At 67.4% G+C, this 20,624-nt stretch carries 21 protein-coding genes; 14 read left to right on the top strand and 7 right to left on the bottom strand.

Translation table 11 applies throughout. From position 1 onward, the window contains the following. Positions 1-49 precede the first annotated feature (49 nt). The 5 genes from E9536_RS26465 (at position 50) to purU (ending at position 5,191) form a co-directional block, all read left to right on the top strand. The gene (locus tag E9536_RS26465; protein ID WP_027789107.1) at positions 50-2,056 is read left to right on the top strand and encodes a monovalent cation:proton antiporter family protein; all 2,007 of its coding nucleotides are present in this window, start codon (positions 50-52) and stop codon (positions 2,054-2,056) included. An 82-nt stretch (positions 2,057-2,138) separates the two neighbouring features. Further along, positions 2,139-2,705, top strand: coding sequence for an adenine phosphoribosyltransferase (locus tag E9536_RS26470; RefSeq protein ID WP_011353218.1), 567 nt, complete (start codon positions 2,139-2,141; stop codon positions 2,703-2,705). A 41-nt stretch (positions 2,706-2,746) separates the two neighbouring features. Next, entirely contained in the window at positions 2,747-3,361 is a 615-nt protein-coding gene (locus tag E9536_RS26475) for a LysE family translocator (RefSeq protein ID WP_021162592.1), read from the top strand. Positions 3,362-3,366: 5 nt separating this feature from the next. Beyond that, positions 3,367-4,233: a DUF4743 domain-containing protein gene (locus E9536_RS26480; protein WP_136471196.1), complete on the top strand. Its 867-nt coding sequence runs from the start codon at positions 3,367-3,369 to the stop codon at positions 4,231-4,233. A gap of 73 nt (positions 4,234-4,306) precedes the next feature. Then, the gene (gene purU / locus E9536_RS26485) at positions 4,307-5,191 is read left to right on the top strand and encodes a formyltetrahydrofolate deformylase (protein WP_021162590.1); all 885 of its coding nucleotides are present in this window, start codon (positions 4,307-4,309) and stop codon (positions 5,189-5,191) included. 85 nt (positions 5,192-5,276) lie between these two features. On the opposite strand, the gene E9536_RS26490 is transcribed toward purU, so the two are convergent. Together E9536_RS26490 and uvrA are read right to left on the bottom strand one after the other, a co-directional pair. Further along, positions 5,277-6,362 carry an AI-2E family transporter gene (locus E9536_RS26490; protein WP_027789110.1) on the bottom strand — a complete coding sequence of 362 codons (1,086 nt, stop codon included), beginning with the start codon at positions 6,360-6,362 and terminating at the stop codon, positions 5,277-5,279. A gap of 253 nt (positions 6,363-6,615) precedes the next feature. Beyond that, positions 6,616-9,501 (bottom strand): excinuclease ABC subunit UvrA, encoded by a 2,886-nt coding sequence (gene uvrA / locus E9536_RS26495; RefSeq protein ID WP_027789111.1) that lies wholly within the window; start codon positions 9,499-9,501, stop codon positions 6,616-6,618. Between the two features lie 264 nt (positions 9,502-9,765). On the opposite strand from uvrA, the gene E9536_RS26505 reads away from it, so the two are divergent. The 5 genes from E9536_RS26505 (at position 9,766) to E9536_RS26525 (ending at position 13,757) form a co-directional block, all read left to right on the top strand. Then, positions 9,766-10,953, top strand: a complete 1,188-nt coding sequence (locus tag E9536_RS26505; protein ID WP_027789112.1) for an MFS transporter — start codon at positions 9,766-9,768, stop codon at positions 10,951-10,953. Positions 10,954-11,054: 101 nt separating this feature from the next. Beyond that, complete coding sequence (locus E9536_RS26510) at positions 11,055-11,612, top strand: single-stranded DNA-binding protein (protein ID WP_021162583.1); 558 nt, start codon at positions 11,055-11,057, stop codon at positions 11,610-11,612. 120 nt (positions 11,613-11,732) lie between these two features. Continuing rightward, positions 11,733-12,281 carry a G/U mismatch-specific DNA glycosylase gene (mug, locus tag E9536_RS26515; protein ID WP_136471198.1) on the top strand — a complete coding sequence of 183 codons (549 nt, stop codon included), beginning with the start codon at positions 11,733-11,735 and terminating at the stop codon, positions 12,279-12,281. Beyond that, entirely contained in the window at positions 12,268-12,891 is a 624-nt protein-coding gene (locus E9536_RS26520; protein WP_124918475.1) for a DNA-3-methyladenine glycosylase, read from the top strand. Before mug ends, E9536_RS26520 begins: the two co-directional genes overlap by 14 nt. A 101-nt stretch (positions 12,892-12,992) precedes the next feature. Further along, positions 12,993-13,757: a ParA family protein gene (locus E9536_RS26525; RefSeq protein WP_027789114.1), complete on the top strand. Its 765-nt coding sequence runs from the start codon at positions 12,993-12,995 to the stop codon at positions 13,755-13,757. 34 nt (positions 13,758-13,791) lie between these two features. On the opposite strand, the gene E9536_RS26530 is transcribed toward E9536_RS26525, so the two are convergent. Next, positions 13,792-13,977, bottom strand: a complete 186-nt coding sequence (locus E9536_RS26530) for a hypothetical protein (RefSeq protein ID WP_124544371.1) — start codon at positions 13,975-13,977, stop codon at positions 13,792-13,794. A gap of 285 nt (positions 13,978-14,262) precedes the next feature. Between E9536_RS26530 and phaP the strand changes: the two genes are divergently transcribed. The 4 genes from phaP to E9536_RS26555 all read left to right on the top strand — a co-directional run bounded on the left by phaP (position 14,263) and on the right by E9536_RS26555 (position 17,594). Beyond that, positions 14,263-14,847: a TIGR01841 family phasin gene (gene phaP / locus E9536_RS26540; protein ID WP_136471200.1), complete on the top strand. Its 585-nt coding sequence runs from the start codon at positions 14,263-14,265 to the stop codon at positions 14,845-14,847. Between the two features lie 291 nt (positions 14,848-15,138). Then, positions 15,139-16,320 (top strand): acetyl-CoA C-acetyltransferase, encoded by a 1,182-nt coding sequence (locus tag E9536_RS26545; RefSeq protein WP_069253953.1) that lies wholly within the window; start codon positions 15,139-15,141, stop codon positions 16,318-16,320. A 216-nt stretch (positions 16,321-16,536) separates the two neighbouring features. Beyond that, positions 16,537-17,280, top strand: coding sequence for an acetoacetyl-CoA reductase (phbB, locus tag E9536_RS26550; protein WP_027789117.1), 744 nt, complete (start codon positions 16,537-16,539; stop codon positions 17,278-17,280). 107 nt (positions 17,281-17,387) lie between these two features. Continuing rightward, positions 17,388-17,594: a hypothetical protein gene (locus E9536_RS26555; RefSeq protein ID WP_059699863.1), complete on the top strand. Its 207-nt coding sequence runs from the start codon at positions 17,388-17,390 to the stop codon at positions 17,592-17,594. 99 nt (positions 17,595-17,693) lie between these two features. Here E9536_RS26555 and E9536_RS26560 read toward each other — a convergent pair whose 3' ends face one another. From E9536_RS26560 to E9536_RS26575, 4 genes are read right to left on the bottom strand one after another with little or no spacing between them, the layout of a single operon-like run. Then, positions 17,694-18,041 carry a hypothetical protein gene (locus E9536_RS26560; protein ID WP_049096912.1) on the bottom strand — a complete coding sequence of 116 codons (348 nt, stop codon included), beginning with the start codon at positions 18,039-18,041 and terminating at the stop codon, positions 17,694-17,696. Then, positions 18,025-18,528: a hotdog family protein gene (locus E9536_RS26565; RefSeq protein WP_124532970.1), complete on the bottom strand. Its 504-nt coding sequence runs from the start codon at positions 18,526-18,528 to the stop codon at positions 18,025-18,027. Before E9536_RS26565 ends, E9536_RS26560 begins: the two co-directional genes overlap by 17 nt. Next, entirely contained in the window at positions 18,528-19,343 is an 816-nt protein-coding gene (locus E9536_RS26570) for a beta-ketoacyl synthase chain length factor (protein ID WP_124918477.1), read from the bottom strand. Before E9536_RS26570 ends, E9536_RS26565 begins: the two co-directional genes overlap by 1 nt. Before the next feature lie 8 nt (positions 19,344-19,351). Continuing rightward, on the bottom strand, positions 19,352-20,563 hold the full coding sequence (locus E9536_RS26575) for a beta-ketoacyl-[acyl-carrier-protein] synthase family protein (protein WP_060313543.1): 1,212 nt from the start codon (positions 20,561-20,563) through the stop codon (positions 19,352-19,354). Positions 20,564-20,624: the final 61 nt, after the last annotated feature.

A 20,624-nucleotide genomic window follows, 5' to 3' on the forward strand; every position in this document is an offset into this window, starting at 1 on the left:
CTGCCGCGCCCGCTTTCCCGTGGCCCCGACGAACGAGGACGCTTTGCCCGTGATTTCCCCGCTCGAAATGACGCTCCTGCTGCTGCTGGCATCGGTGGTGGGCGTCGTCGTATTCCGCTCGCTGAACCTGCCGCCGATGCTCGGCTACCTGACCGTCGGCATCCTGGTCGGCCCGCACGCCTTCGGCATCGCGGCCGACCTCGAGCGCGCGGAGCATCTCGCGGAATTCGGCGTGGTGTTCCTGATGTTTTCGATCGGCCTCGAGTTCTCGCTGGCGAAGCTGAGGGCGATGCAGCGGCTTGTGTTCGGGCTCGGGCTGCTGCAGGTCGTCGCGACACTCGTGCTCGCGCTCGTGCTCGGCATGCTGTTCGAGCACTGGGTACACATCACGTGGCAGGGCAGCATCGCGCTCGGCGGCGCGCTCGCGATGTCGTCGACGGCGATCGTGTCGAAAATGCTCGCCGAGCGGCTCGAGATCGAGACCGAACACGGCCGCAACATCTTCGGCGTGCTGCTGTTCCAGGATCTCGCGGTGGTGCCGCTGCTGATCGTGATCGCCGCGTTCGGCGCCGAATCGTCGAAGGACCTCGCGCTCACGCTCGGCTTCGCGGCCGTCAAGATCGTCATCGCGCTCACGCTGCTGCTGGTCATCGGCCAGCGTTTCATGACGCGCTGGCTCAACGTCGTCGCGCGGCGCCGCTCGCAGGAGCTGTTCGTGCTGAACCTGCTGCTCGTCACGCTCGGCGCCGCGTTCATCACCGACCGCTTCGGCCTGTCGCTCGCGCTCGGCGCGTTCATCGCGGGGATGCTCATTTCCGAGACGCCGTTCCGCCATCAGGTGGAAGAGGACATCAAGCCGTTCCGCGACGTGCTGCTCGGCCTGTTCTTCGTGACGACGGGGATGCTGCTCGATCCGCGCGTGATCTGGGAGCACCCGTTCCTCGTGCTCGGTTTCTTCGTCGGGCAGATCCTGTTCAAGGGGACGATGATCGCCGGGCTCGCACGGCTGTTCGGCGCGACGCCGGGTGTCGCGATGCGCACCGGCATCGGGCTCGCGCAGGCCGGGGAATTCGGCTTCGTGCTGCTGAACCTGATCCTCGACCGGCATCTCGTCGATTCGACGCTGCTGCAGGCGATCCTCGCGTCGATGCTGCTGTCGATGCTCGCCGCGCCGTTCCTGATCCAGAACGCCGACCGGATCGTGATGCGGCTTTCGTCTACGGAATGGATGCAGCAGTCGCTGCAGATGACGCGGATCGCGACGCAAAGCCTCAAGCAGCGCGGCCACGTGATCATCTGCGGCTATGGCCGCGCGGGCCAGAACCTGGCGCGGATGCTCGAACAGGAAGGCATTTCGTACGTCGCGCTCGACCTCGACCCCGATCGCGTGAGCGCGGCGGCGACGGCCGGCGAATCGGTCGTGTTCGGCGACGCGGCGCGCCGCGAGTCGCTGCTCGCGGCCGGTATCCATCGCGCGGCGGCGGTGGCGATCACCTATGCGAACACGCCGTCCGCGCTGCGCGTGCTTCACCACGTACACGAACTCGAGCCGACGCTGCCCGCGATCGTGCGTACCGTCGACGATGCCGATCTCGAGAAGCTGCTCGCGGCCGGTGCGACCGAGGTGATTCCGGAGATCGTCGAGGGCAGCCTGATGCTCGCGTCGCACACGCTGGTGCTGGTGGGCGTGCCGATGCGCAAGGTCGTGCGGCGCGTCGAGGAAATGCGCGACGAGCGCTACAGCCTGCTGCGCGGCTATTTCCGCGGCGCGGACGATGCGGACGACGACGACCACGAGCAGGTGCGGCTACAATCGGTGCCGGTCGATGCGCGCGCGGACGCGGTCGGGCGTTCGCTGGAAGAACTCGGGCTGTATGTACTCGGGCTCGAAGTCACGGCGATCCGCCGGCACGGCATCCGCGGCGTCGAACCCGATCCGCAGACCAAGCTGCGCGCGAGCGACATCGTCGTGCTGCGCGGGCTGCCCGAGGCACTCGCGCTCGCGGAGGAGCGGCTGTCGCGCCATCGGCGCGATCCGCCGGCCGCGGCAGCCTGAGCCGCGCATGGATTGATAACCTGACCCGTATTTATTCGAAACGGTGCCCGATCTTCGCGCACCGTTTTTTTCGGAGAGTTTCATGCCGCATTCGTCGTCGGGCGCACCGCTCGATCCGGTCGCCTTCATCCACAGCCAGATCCGCACGGTGCCCGACTGGCCGCAGCCGGGCGTGATGTTCCGCGACATTACGACGCTGCTGCAGAGCCCGAAGGCGTTGCGCATCCTCGTCGACCTGTTCGTCGAGCGTTATGTCGATGCGAAGCTCGACTACGTCGCGGGTCTCGACGCGCGCGGCTTCATCATCGCGCCGATCGTCGCGTACGAGCTGAGCGTCGGCTTCGTGCCGATCCGCAAGGTCGGCAAGCTGCCGTACAAGACGCGCTCGGAATCGTACGACCTCGAATACGGCAGCGCGACGGTCGAGATCCATGAAGACGCGTGCCGCCCCGGCGACCGCGTGATCATCATGGACGACCTGATCGCGACCGGCGGCACGATGATGGCGGGGCGCAACCTGCTGCAGCGGCTCGGCGCGGAGGTCGTCGAAGGCGCGGCGATCATCGACCTGCCCGATCTCGGCGGCTCGGCGCTGCTGCGCAACGCGGGATTGCCGGTTTATACCGTCACCGAATTCGCCGGCCACTGAGCGCCGGCACGCCTGATTCCACGTCACACAGCGAGGTCTCGATGCCCAACTTCATGCTGTTTCTCGCCACGTCGATCGCGATTACGTTCGCGCCGGGTCCCGACAACCTGCAGGTGCTCGCACGCGGCATCTCGCAGGGCCGCGCGGCCGGTTTCGTCGCCGCGCTCGGCTTCACCGCCGGGATCCTGTTCCACACGACGCTCGCGGCGCTCGGCGTCGCGGCCGTGCTGCGTTCGTCGCCGGTCGCGTTCGAGATCCTGAAGCTCGCGGGCGCCGCGTACCTCGTGTGGATCGGCATCAAGGCGCTGCGCAGCCAGGGCCTCGCGAACGCGCACGAGCGCCCGCCGCAGCCGCTCGGCACGATCTTCCGGCAGAGCGTGATCGGCAACCTGATGAACCCGAAGGTCACGCTGTTCTTTGTCGTGTTCCTGCCGCAGTTCGTCGATCCGCACGGCGGGCAGGGCGTGACGTTGCAGATGTTCGAACTCGGCGCGCTGTTCATGCTGCAGACGGCCGTGGTGTTCTCGCTGTTCGGCGTCGGCGCGGGCATGATCGGTGCGTGGCTGAAGCGCCGCCCGAAGGCCGGCGTGTGGCTCGACCGGATCGCCGGTGCGACGTTCATCGCGATCGGCATCCGCGTGGCGCTGAAGGACTGACGACGATGACGTTTCCGTGCATTGCGGCCGCGCGCCGTTTCGACCCGGCCGCGCACCTGCGTTTCGAGATGGCCGGCCAGGCGGTCGGCTGGGTGCGCCGCCAGGATGTCGCGATGCTCGCCCGCTGGCCCGACGTGTTCGAGCTGACCGACGAGCGCGTCGTGCTGGCGGCGCGCTACGACTCGGTCGACGCACGCAGCATGGCGCTGGCGAGTGCCATCGGCGCGCTCGCGGCCGAAGGCGCGATTCCCGGCTGGCGCGACGAGATCTACGCGATCCGCAACCGCTTCGACGATCCGCCGCTCGCGTACATCGAGCGCGCCGCGTCGCGCTTTTTCGGCACGCAGACTTACGCGGTGCATCTGAACGGCATCGTAGAATATGCGGCTGCGCCGGGCGAGCCGCCCGCCGCGGCCGTCCCGCAGATGTGGCTCGGCCGCCGCAGCGAGACCAAGGCAACCGACCCCGGCATGCTCGACAACGTCGTCGCGGGCGGGATCGGCTGGGGCCTGGGCGTTCACGAGACGCTCGCGAAGGAATGCTGGGAAGAAGCCGGCATTCCCGCCGAACTGGCCGCGCGCGCGATCGCGGGCCGCGCGGTGCAGGTGCTGTGCTCGCTGCCGGAAGGCACGCAGTCCGAACTGATCTTCGTGTACGACCTGCCGCTGCCGCGCGACTTCGCGCCGCGCAACCAGGACGGCGAAGTGGCCGAGCACCTGCTGGCCGGCGTGCCCGAGGTGATCGGCTGGCTGCGCGCCGGCCGCGCGACGATGGATGCGAGCCTCGCGACGCTCGACACGCTGCTGCGCCACCGCTGGATCCCGGCGGCCGACGCGGCGGGCATCGACGCCCTGTTCGCACCGGCCGCGTGACGCGTGCCGCGCACGCAGTCCGGCGGCGCGAACGGGCAATTTGACGAATACGGAAACGAAGGGAGTAGCGGTCATGCCGACCGATCACAGCTTTATCTTGAAACTGTCGTGCCCCGACCGGCACGGCATCGTCCATGCGGTCTCGGGCTTCCTGTTCGAGCGCAGCAACAACATCCTCGATTCGGCGCAGTTCGGCGACAGCCGCACCAGCGAATTCTTCATGCGCGTGCACTTCGAGCAGGACGGCGGCGGAGCGGATGCCGCGACGGCGCTCGACACGCTTCGCAAGGAATTCGCGCCGCTCGCCGAGCAGTTCTCGATGCGCTGGGAGCTGCATGACGCGGCCGTGAAGCCGCGCGTCGTGATCATGGTGTCGAAGATCGGCCACTGCCTGAACGACCTGCTGTTCCGCTATCGCACCGGCCAGCTGCCGATCGAGATCCCGGCGATCGTGTCGAACCACAAGGAGTTCTACCAGCTCGCCGCGAGCTACAACATCCCGTTCCATCACTTTCCGCTGATCGGCGGCTCGTCCGATGCCGCGAAGGCCGCGCAGGAAGCGCGCGTGCTGGAAGTGATCGACGAGCACCAGGCCGATCTCGTCGTGCTCGCGCGCTACATGCAGATCCTGTCGCCGAACATGTGCGAACAGCTCGCCGGGCGCGCGATCAACATCCACCATTCGTTCCTGCCGAGCTTCAAGGGGGCGAAGCCTTATTACCAGGCGTTCGATCGCGGCGTGAAGCTGATCGGCGCGACCGCGCACTACGTGACGACCGATCTCGACGAAGGCCCGATCATCGAGCAGGAAGTCGAGCGGGTCGACCACAGCATGACGCCCGACCAGCTGACCGCGATCGGCCGCGACGTCGAGTGCGTGACGCTCGCGCGCGCGGTGAAGTGGCACGTCGAGCACCGGATCGTGCTGAACGGGACGAAGACGGTCGTGTTCCGCTGATTCGCCGGCGCAGGCCCGGACAAGCAAAAACGCCGCACCCTTTACGGGGTGCGGCGTTTTTTGTTGCCTGAGCGCGCAGGCTGCTTCAGATCAGCCGCAGCAGGTACAACTCGCGCTTCAGGTACGCGTAGAAGATCGGCGCGGCGATCACGCCGGGCAGCCCGAACGCGGCTTCCATGATCAGCATCGCGAGCAGCAGCTCCCACGCGCGCGACTCGATCTGGCCGCCGATGATCTTCGCGTTCAGGAAATATTCGAGCTTGTGGATGACCACGAGGAATGCAAGCGACGCGATAGCGGTGCCCATGCTGACCGACAGCGACACGGCGACGATCAGCGTGTTCGAGATCAGGTTGCCGATCACGGGCAGCAGGCCGACGATGAACGTGACGAGCACGAGCGTTTTCGACAGCGGCAGCCGCTGGTGGAAGATCGGCAGCGCGACGAGCAGGTAGATGCCGGTGAACACCGCGTTGATCGCCGAGATCTTGATCTGCGCGAACACGATCCGGCGGAATGCGTCGGCGAAGCGCGACACGCGCGTGACGAGCGCGGTGGACAGCGGCCGGCGCACCTTGCCGTGCTCGACGCCGATCGCGATCATCGCGCCGATGATCATCCCGAACAGCACGTGGCCGAACCCGCGCGCGACGCTCTTGCCGCTTTGCTGAAGCTGGTCCATGTGCGAGTGCATCAGCACGGCGGCCTTCGTCTTCATCTGCTCGACGTCGACGGGCAGCAGGTTCGCGATCCAGGCCGGCGTGCGCGCGCGGGTCTGCTCGACGATCTGCATCAGCTGGTCGAGCAGGCTCTGCAGGTTCGGCACCGTGCGTTCGAAGTGCTCGATGATGCCGATCGTCAGGCCCGTCAGCGCGCCGACGATCGCGATGGCCAGCAGCACGACGGCGACCCAGCGCGCGCGCATGCTCGTGGTGTGACGTTCGATCACGGGGGCGATCGTGTGGATCAGCTGGTAGACGAGCAGGCCGGCCAGCAGCCCGCCGAGCAACTTGAGCTCGATCACGAGCCACATCGCGAGGATCGCAACCGCATAGCTGCCGATCTCGAGTGCCGACAGCTTCGGCAGGCTGAAGTCGCTCGTCAGCCGCACGCTGCGCAGGTGCGGTTCGCGATTCTGCGTATCGCGAGACGAGTCTGGTTGCTTCTCCATCGTGGATTCCTGTCGTTCGTGTGTCATGCCGCGGAATGCGCGGCAGAGCCGTGTTCGCCCGGCGCCGCACCGGATTGGTGCGTACGGCGAACCTTACGACCGTAAAGTATAGCCGCCATTATGGGCCGCAACGGGGCCGTTTGGCGCATGGTGTAAACGCAGAAGGGAAAACGAGAGGAGGCCGGTTGCGCGGTGCGCGCAGGCGCGCGCGGCCGGGCGGCCGCGCGCGGGAGGGACAGGGCGGCGCGAAGCGTCAGCCCGCCGCGACCTTGCGGGTCGGGCGCTTGAGCAGCGGCGCGAGGTACTTGCCGGTAAAGCTCGCTTTCGTCTTCGCGACCTGCTCGGGCGTGCCCTGCGCGATGATCTGGCCGCCGCCGGCGCCGCCTTCGGGGCCGAGGTCGATCACCCAGTCGGCCGTCTTGATCACGTCGAGGTTGTGCTCGATGATCACGACCGTGTTGCCCTGGTCGCGCAGCCGGTGGATCACTTCCAGCAGCAGCGCGATGTCGTGGAAGTGCAGGCCGGTGGTCGGCTCGTCGAGGATGTACAACGTGCGGCCGGTGTCGCGCTTGGAGAGTTCGAGCGACAGCTTCACGCGCTGCGCCTCGCCGCCCGACAGCGTCGTGGCCGACTGGCCGAGGCGGATGTAGCCGAGGCCGACGTCGAGCAGCGTCTTCAGCTTGCGCGCAATGACCGGCACCGCATTGAAGAACGCATACGCGTGCTCGACGGTCATGTCGAGCACTTCGCTGATGTTCTTGCCCTTGTACTGCACTTCGAGCGTTTCGCGGTTGTAGCGCTTGCCGTGGCACACGTCGCACGGCACGTAGACGTCCGGCAGGAAGTGCATCTCGACCTTCAGCACGCCGTCGCCCTGGCACGACTCGCAGCGGCCGCCCTTCACGTTGAACGAGAAGCGGCCCGGATCGTAGCCGCGTTCCTTCGAGGTCGGCACGCCCGAGAACAGCTCGCGGATCGGCGTGAACAGGCCCGTATAGGTGGCCGGGTTCGAGCGCGGCGTGCGGCCGATCGGCGACTGGTCGACGTTGATCACCTTGTCGAAGTGCTCGAGGCCCTCGATCGCCTCGTGCGGCGCCGGTTCGGCCGACGAGCCGTACAGGTGGCGCGCGACCGCGTGATACAGCGTGTCGTTGATCAACGTCGACTTGCCGGAGCCCGACACGCCGGTGATGCAGGTCAGCAGGCCGACCGGCAGCTCGAGATCGACGTGCTTCAGGTTGTTGCCGTGCGCGTCGACGATGCGCAGCATCCGCTCGGGATCGGGCGCGAGCCGCTCGTCCGGGTACTCGATCGTGCGCTTGCCGACCAGGTACTGGCCGGTGAGCGACTGCGGATTCGACTGCACCTGCTTCGGCGTGCCTTCGGCCACGATCACGCCGCCGTGCTCGCCGGCGCCCGGGCCCATGTCGACGACGTAGTCGGCCGTGCGGATCATGTCCTCGTCGTGCTCGACGACGATCACCGAGTTGCCGAGGTCGCGCAGGTGCTTGAGCGTCGCGATCAGGCGGTCGTTGTCGCGCTGGTGCAGGCCGATCGACGGCTCGTCGAGCACGTACATCACGCCCGTCAGGCCCGAGCCGATCTGCGACGCGAGCCGGATGCGCTGCGCCTCGCCGCCCGACAGGGTCTCGGCGCTGCGCTCGAGCGACAGGTAGTCGAGGCCGACGTTATTCAGGAACGTCAGGCGCGCGACGATTTCCTTGATCACCTTGTCGGCGATCTCGCGCTTCGCGCCTTCGAGCGTCAGGCCGTCGAAATAGCCGAGCGCGTCGCGCAGCGGCCAGCCGCTGATTTCATAGATGCCGCGCGCGTGGTCGCCGGTGCCGATGCGCACGTGGCGCGCCTCGCGGCGCAGGCGTGTGCCTTCGCACGACGGGCACGGCTGGTTGTTCTGGTACTTCGACAGCTCTTCGCGCACCGCGACCGAATCGGTCTCGCGGTAGCGGCGCTCGAGGTTCGGGATGATCCCTTCGAACACGTGCTCGCGGATCGTCGTGCGGCCGCGCTCGTTGATGTACGAGAACGGGATCGTCTGCTTGCCCGAGCCGAACAGCAGCACCTTCCGGATCTTTTCCGGCAGGTCCTCGAACGCGGCGTCGATGTCGAATTCGTAGAAGGCCGCGAGACTCTGCAGCATCTGGAAGTAGAACTGGTTGCGGCGGTCCCAGCCCTTCACGGCACCGGCCGCGAGCGACAGCGACGGGTGCGCGACGACCCGCTTCGGGTCGAAGAACGTGATCTGGCCGAGGCCGTCGCATTCCGGGCACGCGCCCATCGGGTTGTTGAACGAGAACAGGCGCGGCTCGAGCTCCTGCAGCGAGTACGAGCAGATCGGGCACGCGAACTTCGAGCTGAACAGGTGCTCGTGGTCGGTATCCATTTCCAGCGCGATCGCGCGGCCGTCGGCGAGGCGCAGCGCCGTCTCGAACGATTCGGCGAGGCGCTGCTTCATGTCCGGCCGCACCTTGAGACGATCGACGACGACGTCGATCGTGTGCTTGTCGTTCTTCTTCAGCTTCGGCAGCGACTCGACCTCGTAGATCTTCGCGACGCCTTCGTTCGCGGCGCCGCCGCCCGAGCGCACGCGAAAGCGCACGAAACCCTGCGCCTGCATGTCCTCGAACAGCTCCGCGTGCTCGCCCTTGCGGTTCGCGATGACGGGCGCGAGGATCATCAGCTTGGTGTCCTCGGGCAGCGCGAGCGCCGCGTCGACCATCTGCGACACGCTCTGCGCTTCCAGCGGGATGTCGTGATCGGGGCAGTACGGCGTACCGACACGTGCGTACAAAAGTCGCAGGTAGTCGTGGATTTCCGTGACCGTGCCGACGGTCGAACGCGGGTTGTGGGACGTCGCCTTCTGCTCGATCGAGATCGCGGGCGACAGACCCTCGATCAGGTCGACGTCGGGTTTCTCCATCAGTTGCAGGAACTGGCGGGCATACGCGGACAGGCTTTCGACGTAGCGGCGCTGGCCCTCGGCATAAAGGGTGTCGAACGCGAGCGACGACTTGCCCGACCCGGACAACCCGGTAATCACGATCAGCTTGTGGCGCGGCAGGTCGAGATTGACGTTTTTCAGGTTGTGGGTACGTGCCCCACGGATACGGATCTGTTCCATGAACCTGGCGAAAATGGAGGGAACCAAACCTGCTACTATAACGGCTTTTCGAGGCCGTCGTTTGGGGCCCCCGGCCTTGGCCGCAGGTGGCAGCAAGGCGGCGCCTGCGCCGGGAAAGCGGCCGCGCCGCGCGGTTCCGGGTGGCCCGCGGGCTGCCTGAATCCTTCCCCGACGTGTCGCCCGCCAAGCCTCCCGGGCCGCTGGTCCTGATCTTCCGCCGCCCGGTGTCGGGCGGTCATCCCGATCATTCGAAATACATTCCCGATGTCCAATCCGTCTGCCACGTCTTCCCGCATGACTGCGCCCGAATTGCGCGCGACCACGTCGCTCGCGGCGATCTTCGCGCTGCGCATGCTCGGCCTGTTCATGATCATGCCGGTGTTCTCGGTCTACGCGAAAACCATCCCGGGCGGCGACAACGTGCTGCTCGTCGGCATCGCGCTCGGGGCCTACGGCGTCACGCAGTCGCTGTTCTACATCTTCTACGGCTGGGCGTCGGACAAGTTCGGCCGCAAGCCGGTGATCGCCACGGGCCTCGTGATCTTCGCGATCGGCAGCTTCGTCGCCGCGTTCGCGCACGACATCACGTGGATCATCGTCGGCCGCGTGATCCAGGGGATGGGCGCGGTTTCGTCCGCGGTGCTCGCGTTCATCGCCGACCTGACCTCCGAGCAGAACCGCACGAAGGCGATGGCGATGGTCGGCGGCTCGATCGGCGTGTCGTTCGCGGTCGCGATCGTCGGTGCGCCGATCGTATTCCACTGGGTCGGGATGAGCGGGCTGTTCACGATCGTCGGCGTACTGTCGATCCTCGCGATCGGCGTCGTGCTGTGGATCGTGCCCGATGCGGCGAAGCCCGTGCACGTGCCCGCGCCGTTCGCCGAGGTGCTGCACAACGTCGAGCTGCTGCGCCTGAACTTCGGCGTGCTGGTGCTGCACGCGACGCAGACGGCGCTGTTCCTCGTCGTGCCGCGCCTGCTCGTCGACGGCGGCCTGCCGGTCGCCGCGCACTGGAAGGTTTACCTGCCGGTGATGGGGCTCGCGTTCGTGATGATGGTTCCGGCGATCATCGTCGCGGAAAAACGGGGCAAGATGAAGCCGGTGCTGCTCGGCGGCATTCTGGCTATCCTGATCGGTCAATTGCTGCTGGGCAGCGCGCCGCATACCATCCTGATTGTGGCGGCGATTCTGTTCATCTACTTTCTCGGTTTCAACATCCTGGAAGCGTCGCAGCCGTCGCTCGTGTCGAAGCTCGCGCCCGGTTCGCGCAAGGGTGCGGCCACGGGTGTCTACAACACCACGCAGTCGATCGGGCTCGCGCTCGGCGGCATCGTGGGCGGCTGGCTGCTGAAGCACGGGGGCGCCAACACGGTGTTCTACACGTGCTCGGGGCTCGTTGCCGCGTGGCTTATAATCGCGGCCAGCATGAAAGCGCCGCCGCGCAAGGCCTGAACTTACTTCGGGCAGGCACCGGCGGCGTTCGCCGGCTTGCCCGGCGGGCCGCACCGGCAGCGTGAGCGGGCGGCCCGGCATCGAATTTACTGGAGAAACACATGGCATCCGTCAACAAGGTCATCCTCGTCGGCAATCTCGGCGCCGATCCTGAAGTCCGTTACCTGCCGAGCGGCGACGCGGTTGCGAACATCCGTCTCGCGACGACCGACCGCTACAAGGACAAGGCAAGCGGCGATTTCAAGGAAATGACCGAGTGGCATCGCGTCGCGTTCTTCGGCCGTCTGGCGGAAATCGTCAGCGAATACCTGAAGAAGGGGTCGTCGGTCTATATCGAAGGCCGCATCCGCACGCGCAAGTGGCAGGGCCAGGACGGCCAGGATCGTTACTCGACCGAAATCGTCGCCGACCAGATGCAGATGCTCGGCGGCCGCGGCGGTGCGGGCGGCGGCGGTGGCGGCGGTGACGAAGGCGGTTACGGCGGCGGCTACGGTGGTGGCGGCGGCGGTGGTCGCGGCGAACAGATGGAACGCGGCGGTGGCGGCGGCGGTCGTGCCGGCGGCGCGGCGCGTGGCGGTGCTGGCGGCGGCGCGCAAAGCCGTCCGAGCGCACCGGCAGGTGGCGGCTTCGACGAAATGGACGACGATATCCCGTTCTGATCGGCACGCCGGTATCCCGCGTCACGATGGGCCCGAATGTCCGAGTCAAGCCGGTTGCTTGGCCCGGGTCTTCGGGCCTTATTTCGTTTACGTCGATCTTTCTTGCACGCCAGGCAAATCGTGGCTGACGAACTTCCCGACCTCATCGCGGAGCATCTCGACGTGCTGTTCTGCGGGATCAACCCCGGCCTGACCGCGGCCGAGACCGGGCATCACTTCGCCGGGAGGAGCAACCGCTTCTGGCGCGTGATCCATCTCGCGGGCTTCACGCCGGCGGAAATTTCGCCGCAGGACGATCGCGCGATACTCGGCCATGGCTGCGGCCTGACGGCGGTGGTGAAGCGGCCGACCGCAAGCGCCGATCAGCTTTCTCGCGCGGAATTCATGGCCGCGGCCGCGGGGTTCGAGCAAAAGGTGGCGCGTTATCGGCCGCGCTTCGTTGCCTTTCTCGGCAAGGCGGCGTACTCGGCGCTTTCCGGCCAGCGTGAGGTCGGGTGGGGCTTGCAGCCGGCCCGCATGCAGGGGGCAGGTGTCTGGGTGCTGCCCAATCCCAGCGGGAGAAATCTCGCGTTCGGCCTCGACGATCTGGTCGATGCCTACCGTCAACTGCGTCTGCACGCGAAGGCCGGTTCCGGTCTTCAACCGGAGAGGCGGGATGCGGCGCAGTGAACCCGCGCCTGCGTGGCCGGGCGCCGTGCTGCCCCGCGCGTTCTTCGACCGCACGGCCACCGACGTCGCGCCGCAACTGCTCAACAAGATCCTCGCGGCCGCGGACGGCCGGGCAGGGCGGATCGTCGAAGTGGAAGCCTATGCCGGCGCGATCGACCCGGCCGCGCATACCTATCGCGGCAAGACGCCGCGCAACGCGACGATGTTCGGGCCGCCGGGGCACCTGTACGTCTATTTCACGTACGGCATGCACTGGTGCTGCAACTGCGTGTGCGGCCCGGACGGCACGGGAACGGGCGTGCTGATCCGTGCGCTCGAGCCGGTGCACGGGATCGAACGGATGCGCGCGGCACGGCCGCCGCAGACGCGCGATCGCGACCTGTGCCGCGGGCCGGCGCGGCTGACGCAGGCGATGGGCATCGGCGGTGCGCAGGATGGCGTCGATCTCGTCGCTGCGCGCGAAGGGTTCGCGATCGTCGACGACGGCACGCCGCCGCCCGCGAACCTAGCGGGCGGGCCGCGCATCGGCATTCGCGTCGGCATGGACTTCCCGTGGCGGTGGTGCGTGCCCGGCAGCCGGTACGTGTCGGGGGCGCTGCCGCGCACCTGATGCGTGCCGTATACAAATCGCACGCAATTCGACCTGCGTCACGCGGTCGCCATTATTGACCGGCTAAGCTGCTCTTTTCGACGTTCGATCGAGGGGGCACCATGCGGCGGGTCGTATTCAACCAGAAGGGCGGCGTGGGCAAGTCGACGATCGTCTGCAACCTGGCGGCGATCAGCGCGAGCGAAGGATTGCGCACGCTCGTCATCGACCTCGACGCACAGGCGAACTCCACACGCTACCTGCTCGGCGACGCCGCGGCCGACGCGCAGCCGGGTGTCGCCGATTTCTTCGAAACTGCGCTGACCTTCAACTTTCGTCCGGTCGACGTCGCGTCGTTCGTCCATCCGACCCCGTTCGAAGGGCTCGACGTGATGCCCGCGCATCCGGATCTCGACACGCTGCATGGCAAGCTCGAATCGCGTTACAAGATCTACAAGCTACGCGACGCGCTGAACGAGCTCGATGCCTACGACGCCGTGTACATCGACACGCCGCCCGCGCTGAATTTCTATACGCGCTCGGCGCTGATCGCGGTCGAGCGCTGCCTGATTCCGTTCGACTGCGACGATTTTTCACGTCGCGCGCTGTACACGCTGCTCGAGAACGTGAAGGAGATCCAGCAGGACCACAACGCGGCGCTCGAGGTGGAAGGGATCGTGATCAACCAGTTCCAGCCGCGAGCGAGCCTGCCGCAGCGGCTCGTCGACGAACTCGTCGAAGAAGGGCTGCCGGTGCTCGCGTCGAGGCTGTCGGCCTCGGTGAAGATCCGCGAGTCGCATCAGCAGTCCAGGCCGGTGATCCATCTGGAGCCCGGGCACAAGCTCGCGCAGGAGTTCCTCGCGCTGCATCGAGAACTGGCCGGCTGATCTTCCCTGCCTGCCTGACCAGCACGCGGCCGCATCATGCGGCCGTTTTTTTATTGCGACCCGCAATTCGTCCGATCATTGATTTTGTCATTAATAATCCCGAAAACGATTTCATAATAAATCCGCAAAAAACGATTACATAAGCGACTGCTCCATTTTCAATGTGCGCCGGTTTTCTAATAAACGGAATAATGAATTGGTAAATGTTGCGCGACGTCATGATCGGCTATCCTGTAAAAAGGTAGAAATGCATTGCGGGACAGAGTGAAGCGCCGTCTCGTCTGCGATGTCGGCGCATCACGGGTTCCAGCGGTCGCCCGGAATTAAGATAAGGGTTTACACCTAGTATTAATGCCATTTAATTGACAATTAATCGATCTAGAATGGGCTCCTTCAACTTCCCGTACTCAAACAAGTGACGGGTTGTCAATAAGGAAGTCTGCTGTCGAACCGGCTTCCGATTTTCCTTACGTCGTCTCTCGCATTGCCAACAGGAGCGTGCCCGATGTCCGTATTTGCCCCCGAAAAACTCAATGCCGATTATCAGTCCGGTATCGCCGCGTGGTTTGCGATCGCCCGTCCGGCTATCCAAGGTTTCGAGGCTGTCGTCGAACTCAACCTGCAAGCGGCCCGGACGGCGCTCGATGAATACGAAGACAAGCTGAAGAACGCGTTCAACAGCAGCAATCCGGCCGTGGGCTTCGCGCAGCAGATCGCCGTGCCGCAGGAAGCGGCCGGCAAAGCCGTGTCCTACGGCCGCCACCTGTTCGACATCGCGGTGTCGACGCAGTCCGAATGGGCAAAGGTCGCGCAAGCCCAATACGAACAGAACGACAAGCGCCTGAAGGACGTGCTGGGCGAGCTGTCGAAGCACGCGCCGGCCGGCTCGGCGCCGGTGGTGGCCGCGCTGAACTCGGCGCTGTCCGCGGCGACCGCCGCGGCCGACTCCGTACGCGCAGCGACGGGGCAGGCGATCGAAGCCGCCCAGAGCGGTTTCGACGCGGTCACCGAAACGGCAACGCGTGGCGCGAAGCAAACGGCCGCCGCCGCGCGCAAGGACGCCGCGGCCGCCCGCGAATCGGCTGCATGATCGCTTAGCCGCGCAAGCATGTGTCGCGCACGGGCGCGACACGATTGATCGGCGCCGGATGGCACTGGACGCCGCGTGTGCCGCGCGGTGCCCGGCTCACGTCCGGTTTGCCGCAGCGCGCCGGTGCCCGGCGAGCCGTGCGGGTGTGCCGCCCGTGCGGACGGGTGCGGTTCGCCGTACGGAGGCATGCGACCGCTACCGCGCCGGATGGCCCGGGGAGCGCGTTCGCCGGCCGAGACCGGCTCGCACCGGCGTCGGAACGACGAACTGATTTCAATGCAGGAACTGGACATGACGGACGTAGTGATCGTATCGGCCGCGCGGACCGCGGTCGGCAAATTCGGCGGTTCGCTTGCGAAGATTGCAGCACCCGAACTGGGCGCGACGGTGATCCGCGCAGTGCTGGAGCGCGCGGGCGTGAAGCCCGAGCAGGTGAGCGAAGTGATCATGGGCCAGGTGCTGACGGCCGGCTCGGGCCAGAACCCGGCGCGGCAGTCGCTGATCAAGGCCGGGCTGCCGACGGCAGTGCCGGGGATGACGATCAACAAGGTGTGCGGCTCGGGCCTGAAGGCCGTGATGCTGGCAGCAAACGCGATCGTCGCGGGCGACGCGGACATCGTGATCGCGGGCGGCCAGGAGAACATGAGCGCGTCGCCGCACGTGCTGCCGGGCTCGCGTGACGGCTTCCGGATGGGCGACGCAAAGCTGGTCGACACGATGATCGTCGACGGCCTGTGGGATGTGTACAACCAGTACCACATGGGCATCACGGCGGAGAACGTCGCGAAGGAATACGGGATCACGCGCGAGGAGCAGGATGCGTTCGCGGCGCTGTCGCAGAACAAGGCGGAAGCCGCGCAGAAGGCCGGCCGCTTCGACGACGAGATCGTGCCGGTGTCGATCCCGCAACGCAAGGGCGAGCCGCTGCAGTTCGCGACCGACGAATTCGTGCGTCACGGCGTGACGGCGGAGTCACTGGCGGGGCTGAAGCCGGCGTTCTCGAAGGACGGCTCGGTGACGGCGGCGAACGCGTCGGGGCTGAACGACGGCGCGGCGGCGGTGCTGGTGATGTCGGCGCAGAAGGCGGCGGCGCTGGGTCTGACGCCGCTGGCGAAGATCAAGGCCTACGCGAACGCGGGTGTCGATCCGAGCGTGATGGGGATGGGCCCGGTGCCGGCATCGCGCCGGTGCCTGGAGCGCGCGGGCTGGACGCCGGGCGACCTGGACCTGATGGAGATCAACGAGGCGTTCGCGGCGCAGGCGCTGGCGGTGCACAAGCAGATGGGCTGGGACACGTCGAAGGTGAACGTGAACGGCGGGGCGATCGCGATCGGTCACCCGATCGGTGCGTCGGGCTGCCGGATCCTGGTGACGCTGCTGCACGAGATGGCCAAGCGCGACGCGAAGCGCGGGCTGGCGTCGCTGTGCATCGGCGGCGGGATGGGCGTCGCGCTCGCGGTCGAGCGCGCCTGAGCGGGGCCTGACGATTCGTCCCGCTGCGGCGCCGGTGGGCGCCGCACGCGGGTGAAGCGGTTTTCGCGCACGACAAGTGGCCAACAACAAGCGCGAGGTGCCGGTGCGTGCCGTGCCCGCGACGCGGGCGGCTGCGCATCGAAGCGGTGGGGCGGCAGCATGTGCGATGCCGTCGCCCCGCTTTCATCGATTACTTTTTTGTCGGTAATTTACAGGATGACTAAGCGAATTGCAGTTGTGACTGGTGGAATGGGCGGCCTCGGCGAAGCGGTCAGCATCAGGTTGAACGACGCGGGCCACCGGGTAGTCGTCACGTATTCGCCGAGCAACACCGGCGCGGACCGCTGGCTGACCGAGATGCATGCGGCTGGCCGCGAGTTCCTCGCGTATCCGGTGGACGTGGCCGACCACGATTCGTGCCAGCAATGCATCGAGAAGATCGCCCGGGACGTCGGCCCGGTCGACATTCTCGTGAACAACGCGGGCATCACGCGCGACATGACGCTGCGCAAGCTCGACAAGGTCAACTGGGACGCGGTGATCCGCACGAACCTCGATTCCGTGTTCAACATGACGAAGCCGGTCTGCGAAAGCATGGTCGAGCGCGGCTGGGGCCGTATCGTCAACATCTCGTCGGTGAACGGCTCGAAGGGTTCGGTCGGCCAGACCAACTACGCGGCCGCGAAGGCCGGCATGCACGGCTTCACGAAATCGCTCGCGCTCGAGATCGCGCGCAAGGGCGTGACGGTGAACACCGTGTCGCCGGGCTACCTCGCGACGAAGATGGTCACGGCGATCCCGCAGGACATCCTCGACTCGAAGATCCTCCCGCAGATTCCGGCGGGCCGGCTCGGCAAGCCCGAGGAAGTCGCGGCGCTGGTCGCTTACCTGTGCTCGGAGGAGGCCGGCTTCGTGACGGGCTCCAACATCGCGATCAACGGCGGCCAGCACATGCACTGACGCACGGCGGCCCGGACGGCGTACAGCCCGTGCCGGGCCGTGTTCCGCTGGTTCCAGTGCCGCAGCGGCACAGGTGTGCCGGTGCGGCCCCGCATTCCGGAGAAGGCATGAGCGACACCTGGATGGGACTCGCGATCGGCTGCGCGGCACTGGCCGTCGCGCTGGCGATGGCGATCTCGCTCTTCTGGCTCGAGCGGCGCCGCGCGCGGCTGCTGCGGAACTTCGATCATCGCGATTGCTGGCTCGTCGCTTACGGCAAGTGTTTCGCGCGCGTGCGGGCCAGGCCGGCACGCCGCATGCGCGGCGCGCGTTGACGGCAGCGGCATGGCGGCAGTCATGCGTCACCGTCGACGCGCGGCCACGCATCGCGTGCATGCCGCAAGGCGGTGCGCGCGATGCCCGTCGTCAATCGCTCAATCGCTCTTTTCGCTCTTTCCACCCGACTCGCCGGAGCCGTTCTTGTGGAAGATCCGCTTCGTCGTGCGCTTGGTGGCATCCCAGCCTTCGCGCGACGCATGCGCGACCCCGTGCCCGACCGCCTTCGCGGCACTCGCGGTCGCGTGGCCGAAGCTGCGGGCCGCCTCGCCGGTCTTGTGCGCGGCTTCCTTCGAATCGCGCTTGATGTCCTGCTTCACTTCCGACATGTCCGCGTGCGCGATCGGGCTGATCAGCGCCAGAACGAGCGCGGTACCAATGAACTGACGAACTTTCACGACCTGGTTTCCTTCCGTTGAACAAGCCTCTTCAGCGAGGATTCGCATCGCCGGCGGGCGCCGGGCGAAACACGCCGGCCGCCGATGCGTCGAGCATCACCGCGGCGCGGCCGGACAGCAGCACGCGCTCGCCGCAGCGCAGCGCGAAGCCGTACAGCACCGAGCGGGCGTCGCCGCTCACGCGTTCCGCTTCGACGACGAGCGGCTGCGCGAACGTGTCGAGCCGGTCGACGAACGCGTCGACGTTGCGCACGCTCGCCAGATAACCGACGCGCGGGCGCGCTTCGTGCGCACCGAGCAACGCGCCGTGCACGGCCATCGCCTGCGCCGCATATTCGATCCCGCAGACGGACGCGAGCCGGCCGTGCGCGCGCAGCGGGTTGTGCGGATCGCGGTGGCTCGTCGCGGTGCAGCGGATGCGGGCGGCATCCCACGCATCGACCGTATCGAGCACGCACATCGCGCCGTCGTGCGGAATGTGCGCGGCGATCCACGCGTGGTCGAGCGGCGGCGCGAGCGGGATCGTCGCGGTCATCACGCACGCTCCGCGAACGTATCCGGCATCGCGACATCGACCTGCACGCGTGTATCGGCCAGGTAGTCGAGCACGACGCGTGTCGAACGCCGTGCGGCGAGCGCCTCGAGCAGCGGCAGCACGCGCGCGGCCGGATTGCCGGCGCGCAGCGCGTCGAGCCCGGCGTGCGCGAGCGTCGTGGCGGGTGTGTCGGTGAGTTGCACGTCGATGCGGGCGAGCGCGTGTTCGCTTGCTTCCGGCGCGAGCACGAGCGCGACGCCGAACGCATCGTCGATCGGCCGCACCGCGCGCAGCGGTTCCGGATAGTCGGTGTCGTACGCGATCAGCAGCGTCGGCACGCGATCGACGACGACCTGGCACAGGCTCTCGAGCAGCCCGGCGGCAAAGCTGCCGTCGTGCGCGCACAGCACGTTCGACGTCGCCATCGCGCGGGTCGCGATGCTCCAGTAGCCGGCCGGCGCGTTGTGCACGGAGTTGTGGAAGCGGGTCGGCGACAACTGGCGATCGTCGCCGGCGAGGGTTTCGCAGATCGCGTGGCAGTTCTGGCCGTCGCCGCCCGACGCGCTGAACACGGTCGCGAGCGTCGCGGCGTCGCGTGCGCTCGCGGCCACCGCTTCGTGGCCGGCCGCGAGCGCCGTGCGCACGACGGGGCCCGTGCGGCGCCGCTCGGCCGACGGCAGGCCGGCCGGCGGCGGCAGCTCGGTGCGGGCGGGCGCATACGGCGCGCGGCCCGCGAGCACGTCGGCCGCGTGCGGCCAGCCGTTCAATCCCGGGCCGACGAGGCCGATGCTTTCGATGAAGGCGGTCAGTGTCATGGCGGGCCTCAACGGCGGGCGTGGTCGGCGCGGCCGAGGATCAGGCTGCAATTCGTGCCGCCGAAGCCGAACGAATTGGAGAGGACGGCGCGCACGCGCGCATCGCGGCTCGCGAGCACGTAGTCGGCGACGAGTGTCGGGTCGGGCTGCGTCGTGTTGACGCCGGCCGGCACGAACTGTTCGCGCAGCGCGAGCGCGGCGACGACTGCCTCGAGCGCGCCCGCCGCGCCGAGCGTATGGCCGGTCGCGCCCTTCGTCGAGCTGCACGGCGTGCCGGCGAACAGCGCGCCGATCGCGCGGCTTTCGGCCGCGTCGTTGCTCGGCGTCGCGGTGCCGTGCAGGTTCACGTAGTCGATGTCGTTCGCGCCGAGGCCGGCGGATGCCAGCGCCTGCTCGATGGCGACGCGCGCGCCGAGCCCGTCCGGATGCGGCGACGACATGTGATGCGCGTCGCTCGATTCGCCGATGCCGAGCAGCAGGATCGCATCGGCGTCGAGCGGGGCGGGCGGGTCGGGCACGCGTTCGACGAGCGCGAACGCGGCGGCCTCGCCGATCGAGATGCCGTCGCGCGCGACGTCGAACGGACGGCACGGCCGGCGCGACAGCAGTTCGAGCGAATTGAAGCCGTACAGCGTCGTCAGGCACAGCGAATCGACGCCGCCGACGACGGCCGCATCGATCAATCCCGCCTCGATCATGCGGCGCGCGGAGCCGAACACTTTCGCGCCGGACGAGCATGCGGACGAGATCGCCATCGCCGGCCCGCGCAGCGCGAAAAACGCGCGCACGAACGCGGCCGGCGAATACGGGTTGTGCGTGTGGGCGTAGCGGAAGTCGGCGGGCAGTGCGCCGCTCGCCGGATCGCGGCGCTGGTATGCATGCTCGGTCTCGAGGATGCCGGCCGTGCTCGTGCCGACGAACACGCCGACGCGTGCCGCGCCATGGCGCGCGACGGCCGCCGCGACGCGTGCGTCGAAGCCGTCCTGCGTGAGGCCGAGCTGCGCGAGGCGGTTGTTGCGGCACTCGAAGTCGGCGAGGTCGGCGCGCACGGGCTGCGCATCGACGCCGTCCACCGCGCCGATCCACGTGTCGAGATCCGCACGCTCGAAGTCGCAGGGCGTGAGCCCGCCGCGCGCGTGGCGCAGTGCATCGAGGGTCGCGTCGAGGCCGCGGCCGATGCAGCTGGTGGCGGTGAAGTGCGAGAGCAGGAGAGGTTTCACGAGGGTCGCATCCGGTGGCCGGAACGGGCGCCGCAGCAGGGCTGGCAGGCGCGCCGCTCGA

This window comes from Burkholderia sp. LS-044, from assembly GCF_004803625.1.
GTDB lineage: Bacteria > Pseudomonadota > Gammaproteobacteria > Burkholderiales > Burkholderiaceae > Burkholderia > Burkholderia cepacia.

Coding starts and splice junctions, on each gene's coding strand:
- E9536_RS26470 (WP_011353218.1), top strand. CDS start 2,139: ATGCCGCATTCGTCGTCGGGCGCACCGCTCGATCCGGTCGCCTTCATC.
- E9536_RS26475 (WP_021162592.1), top strand. CDS start 2,747: ATGCCCAACTTCATGCTGTTTCTCGCCACGTCGATCGCGATTACGTTC.
- E9536_RS26480 (WP_136471196.1), top strand. CDS start 3,367: ATGACGTTTCCGTGCATTGCGGCCGCGCGCCGTTTCGACCCGGCCGCG.
- purU (WP_021162590.1), top strand. CDS start 4,307: ATGCCGACCGATCACAGCTTTATCTTGAAACTGTCGTGCCCCGACCGG.
- E9536_RS26490 (WP_027789110.1), bottom strand. CDS start 6,362: ATGGAGAAGCAACCAGACTCGTCTCGCGATACGCAGAATCGCGAACCG.
- uvrA (WP_027789111.1), bottom strand. CDS start 9,501: ATGGAACAGATCCGTATCCGTGGGGCACGTACCCACAACCTGAAAAAC.
- E9536_RS26505 (WP_027789112.1), top strand. CDS start 9,766: ATGTCCAATCCGTCTGCCACGTCTTCCCGCATGACTGCGCCCGAATTG.
- E9536_RS26510 (WP_021162583.1), top strand. CDS start 11,055: ATGGCATCCGTCAACAAGGTCATCCTCGTCGGCAATCTCGGCGCCGAT.
- E9536_RS26520 (WP_124918475.1), top strand. CDS start 12,268: ATGCGGCGCAGTGAACCCGCGCCTGCGTGGCCGGGCGCCGTGCTGCCC.
- E9536_RS26525 (WP_027789114.1), top strand. CDS start 12,993: ATGCGGCGGGTCGTATTCAACCAGAAGGGCGGCGTGGGCAAGTCGACG.
- E9536_RS26530 (WP_124544371.1), bottom strand. CDS start 13,977: ATGACGTCGCGCAACATTTACCAATTCATTATTCCGTTTATTAGAAAA.
- phaP (WP_136471200.1), top strand. CDS start 14,263: ATGTCCGTATTTGCCCCCGAAAAACTCAATGCCGATTATCAGTCCGGT.
- E9536_RS26545 (WP_069253953.1), top strand. CDS start 15,139: ATGACGGACGTAGTGATCGTATCGGCCGCGCGGACCGCGGTCGGCAAA.
- phbB (WP_027789117.1), top strand. CDS start 16,537: ATGACTAAGCGAATTGCAGTTGTGACTGGTGGAATGGGCGGCCTCGGC.
- E9536_RS26555 (WP_059699863.1), top strand. CDS start 17,388: ATGAGCGACACCTGGATGGGACTCGCGATCGGCTGCGCGGCACTGGCC.
- E9536_RS26560 (WP_049096912.1), bottom strand. CDS start 18,041: ATGCGAATCCTCGCTGAAGAGGCTTGTTCAACGGAAGGAAACCAGGTC.
- E9536_RS26565 (WP_124532970.1), bottom strand. CDS start 18,528: ATGACCGCGACGATCCCGCTCGCGCCGCCGCTCGACCACGCGTGGATC.
- E9536_RS26570 (WP_124918477.1), bottom strand. CDS start 19,343: ATGACACTGACCGCCTTCATCGAAAGCATCGGCCTCGTCGGCCCGGGA.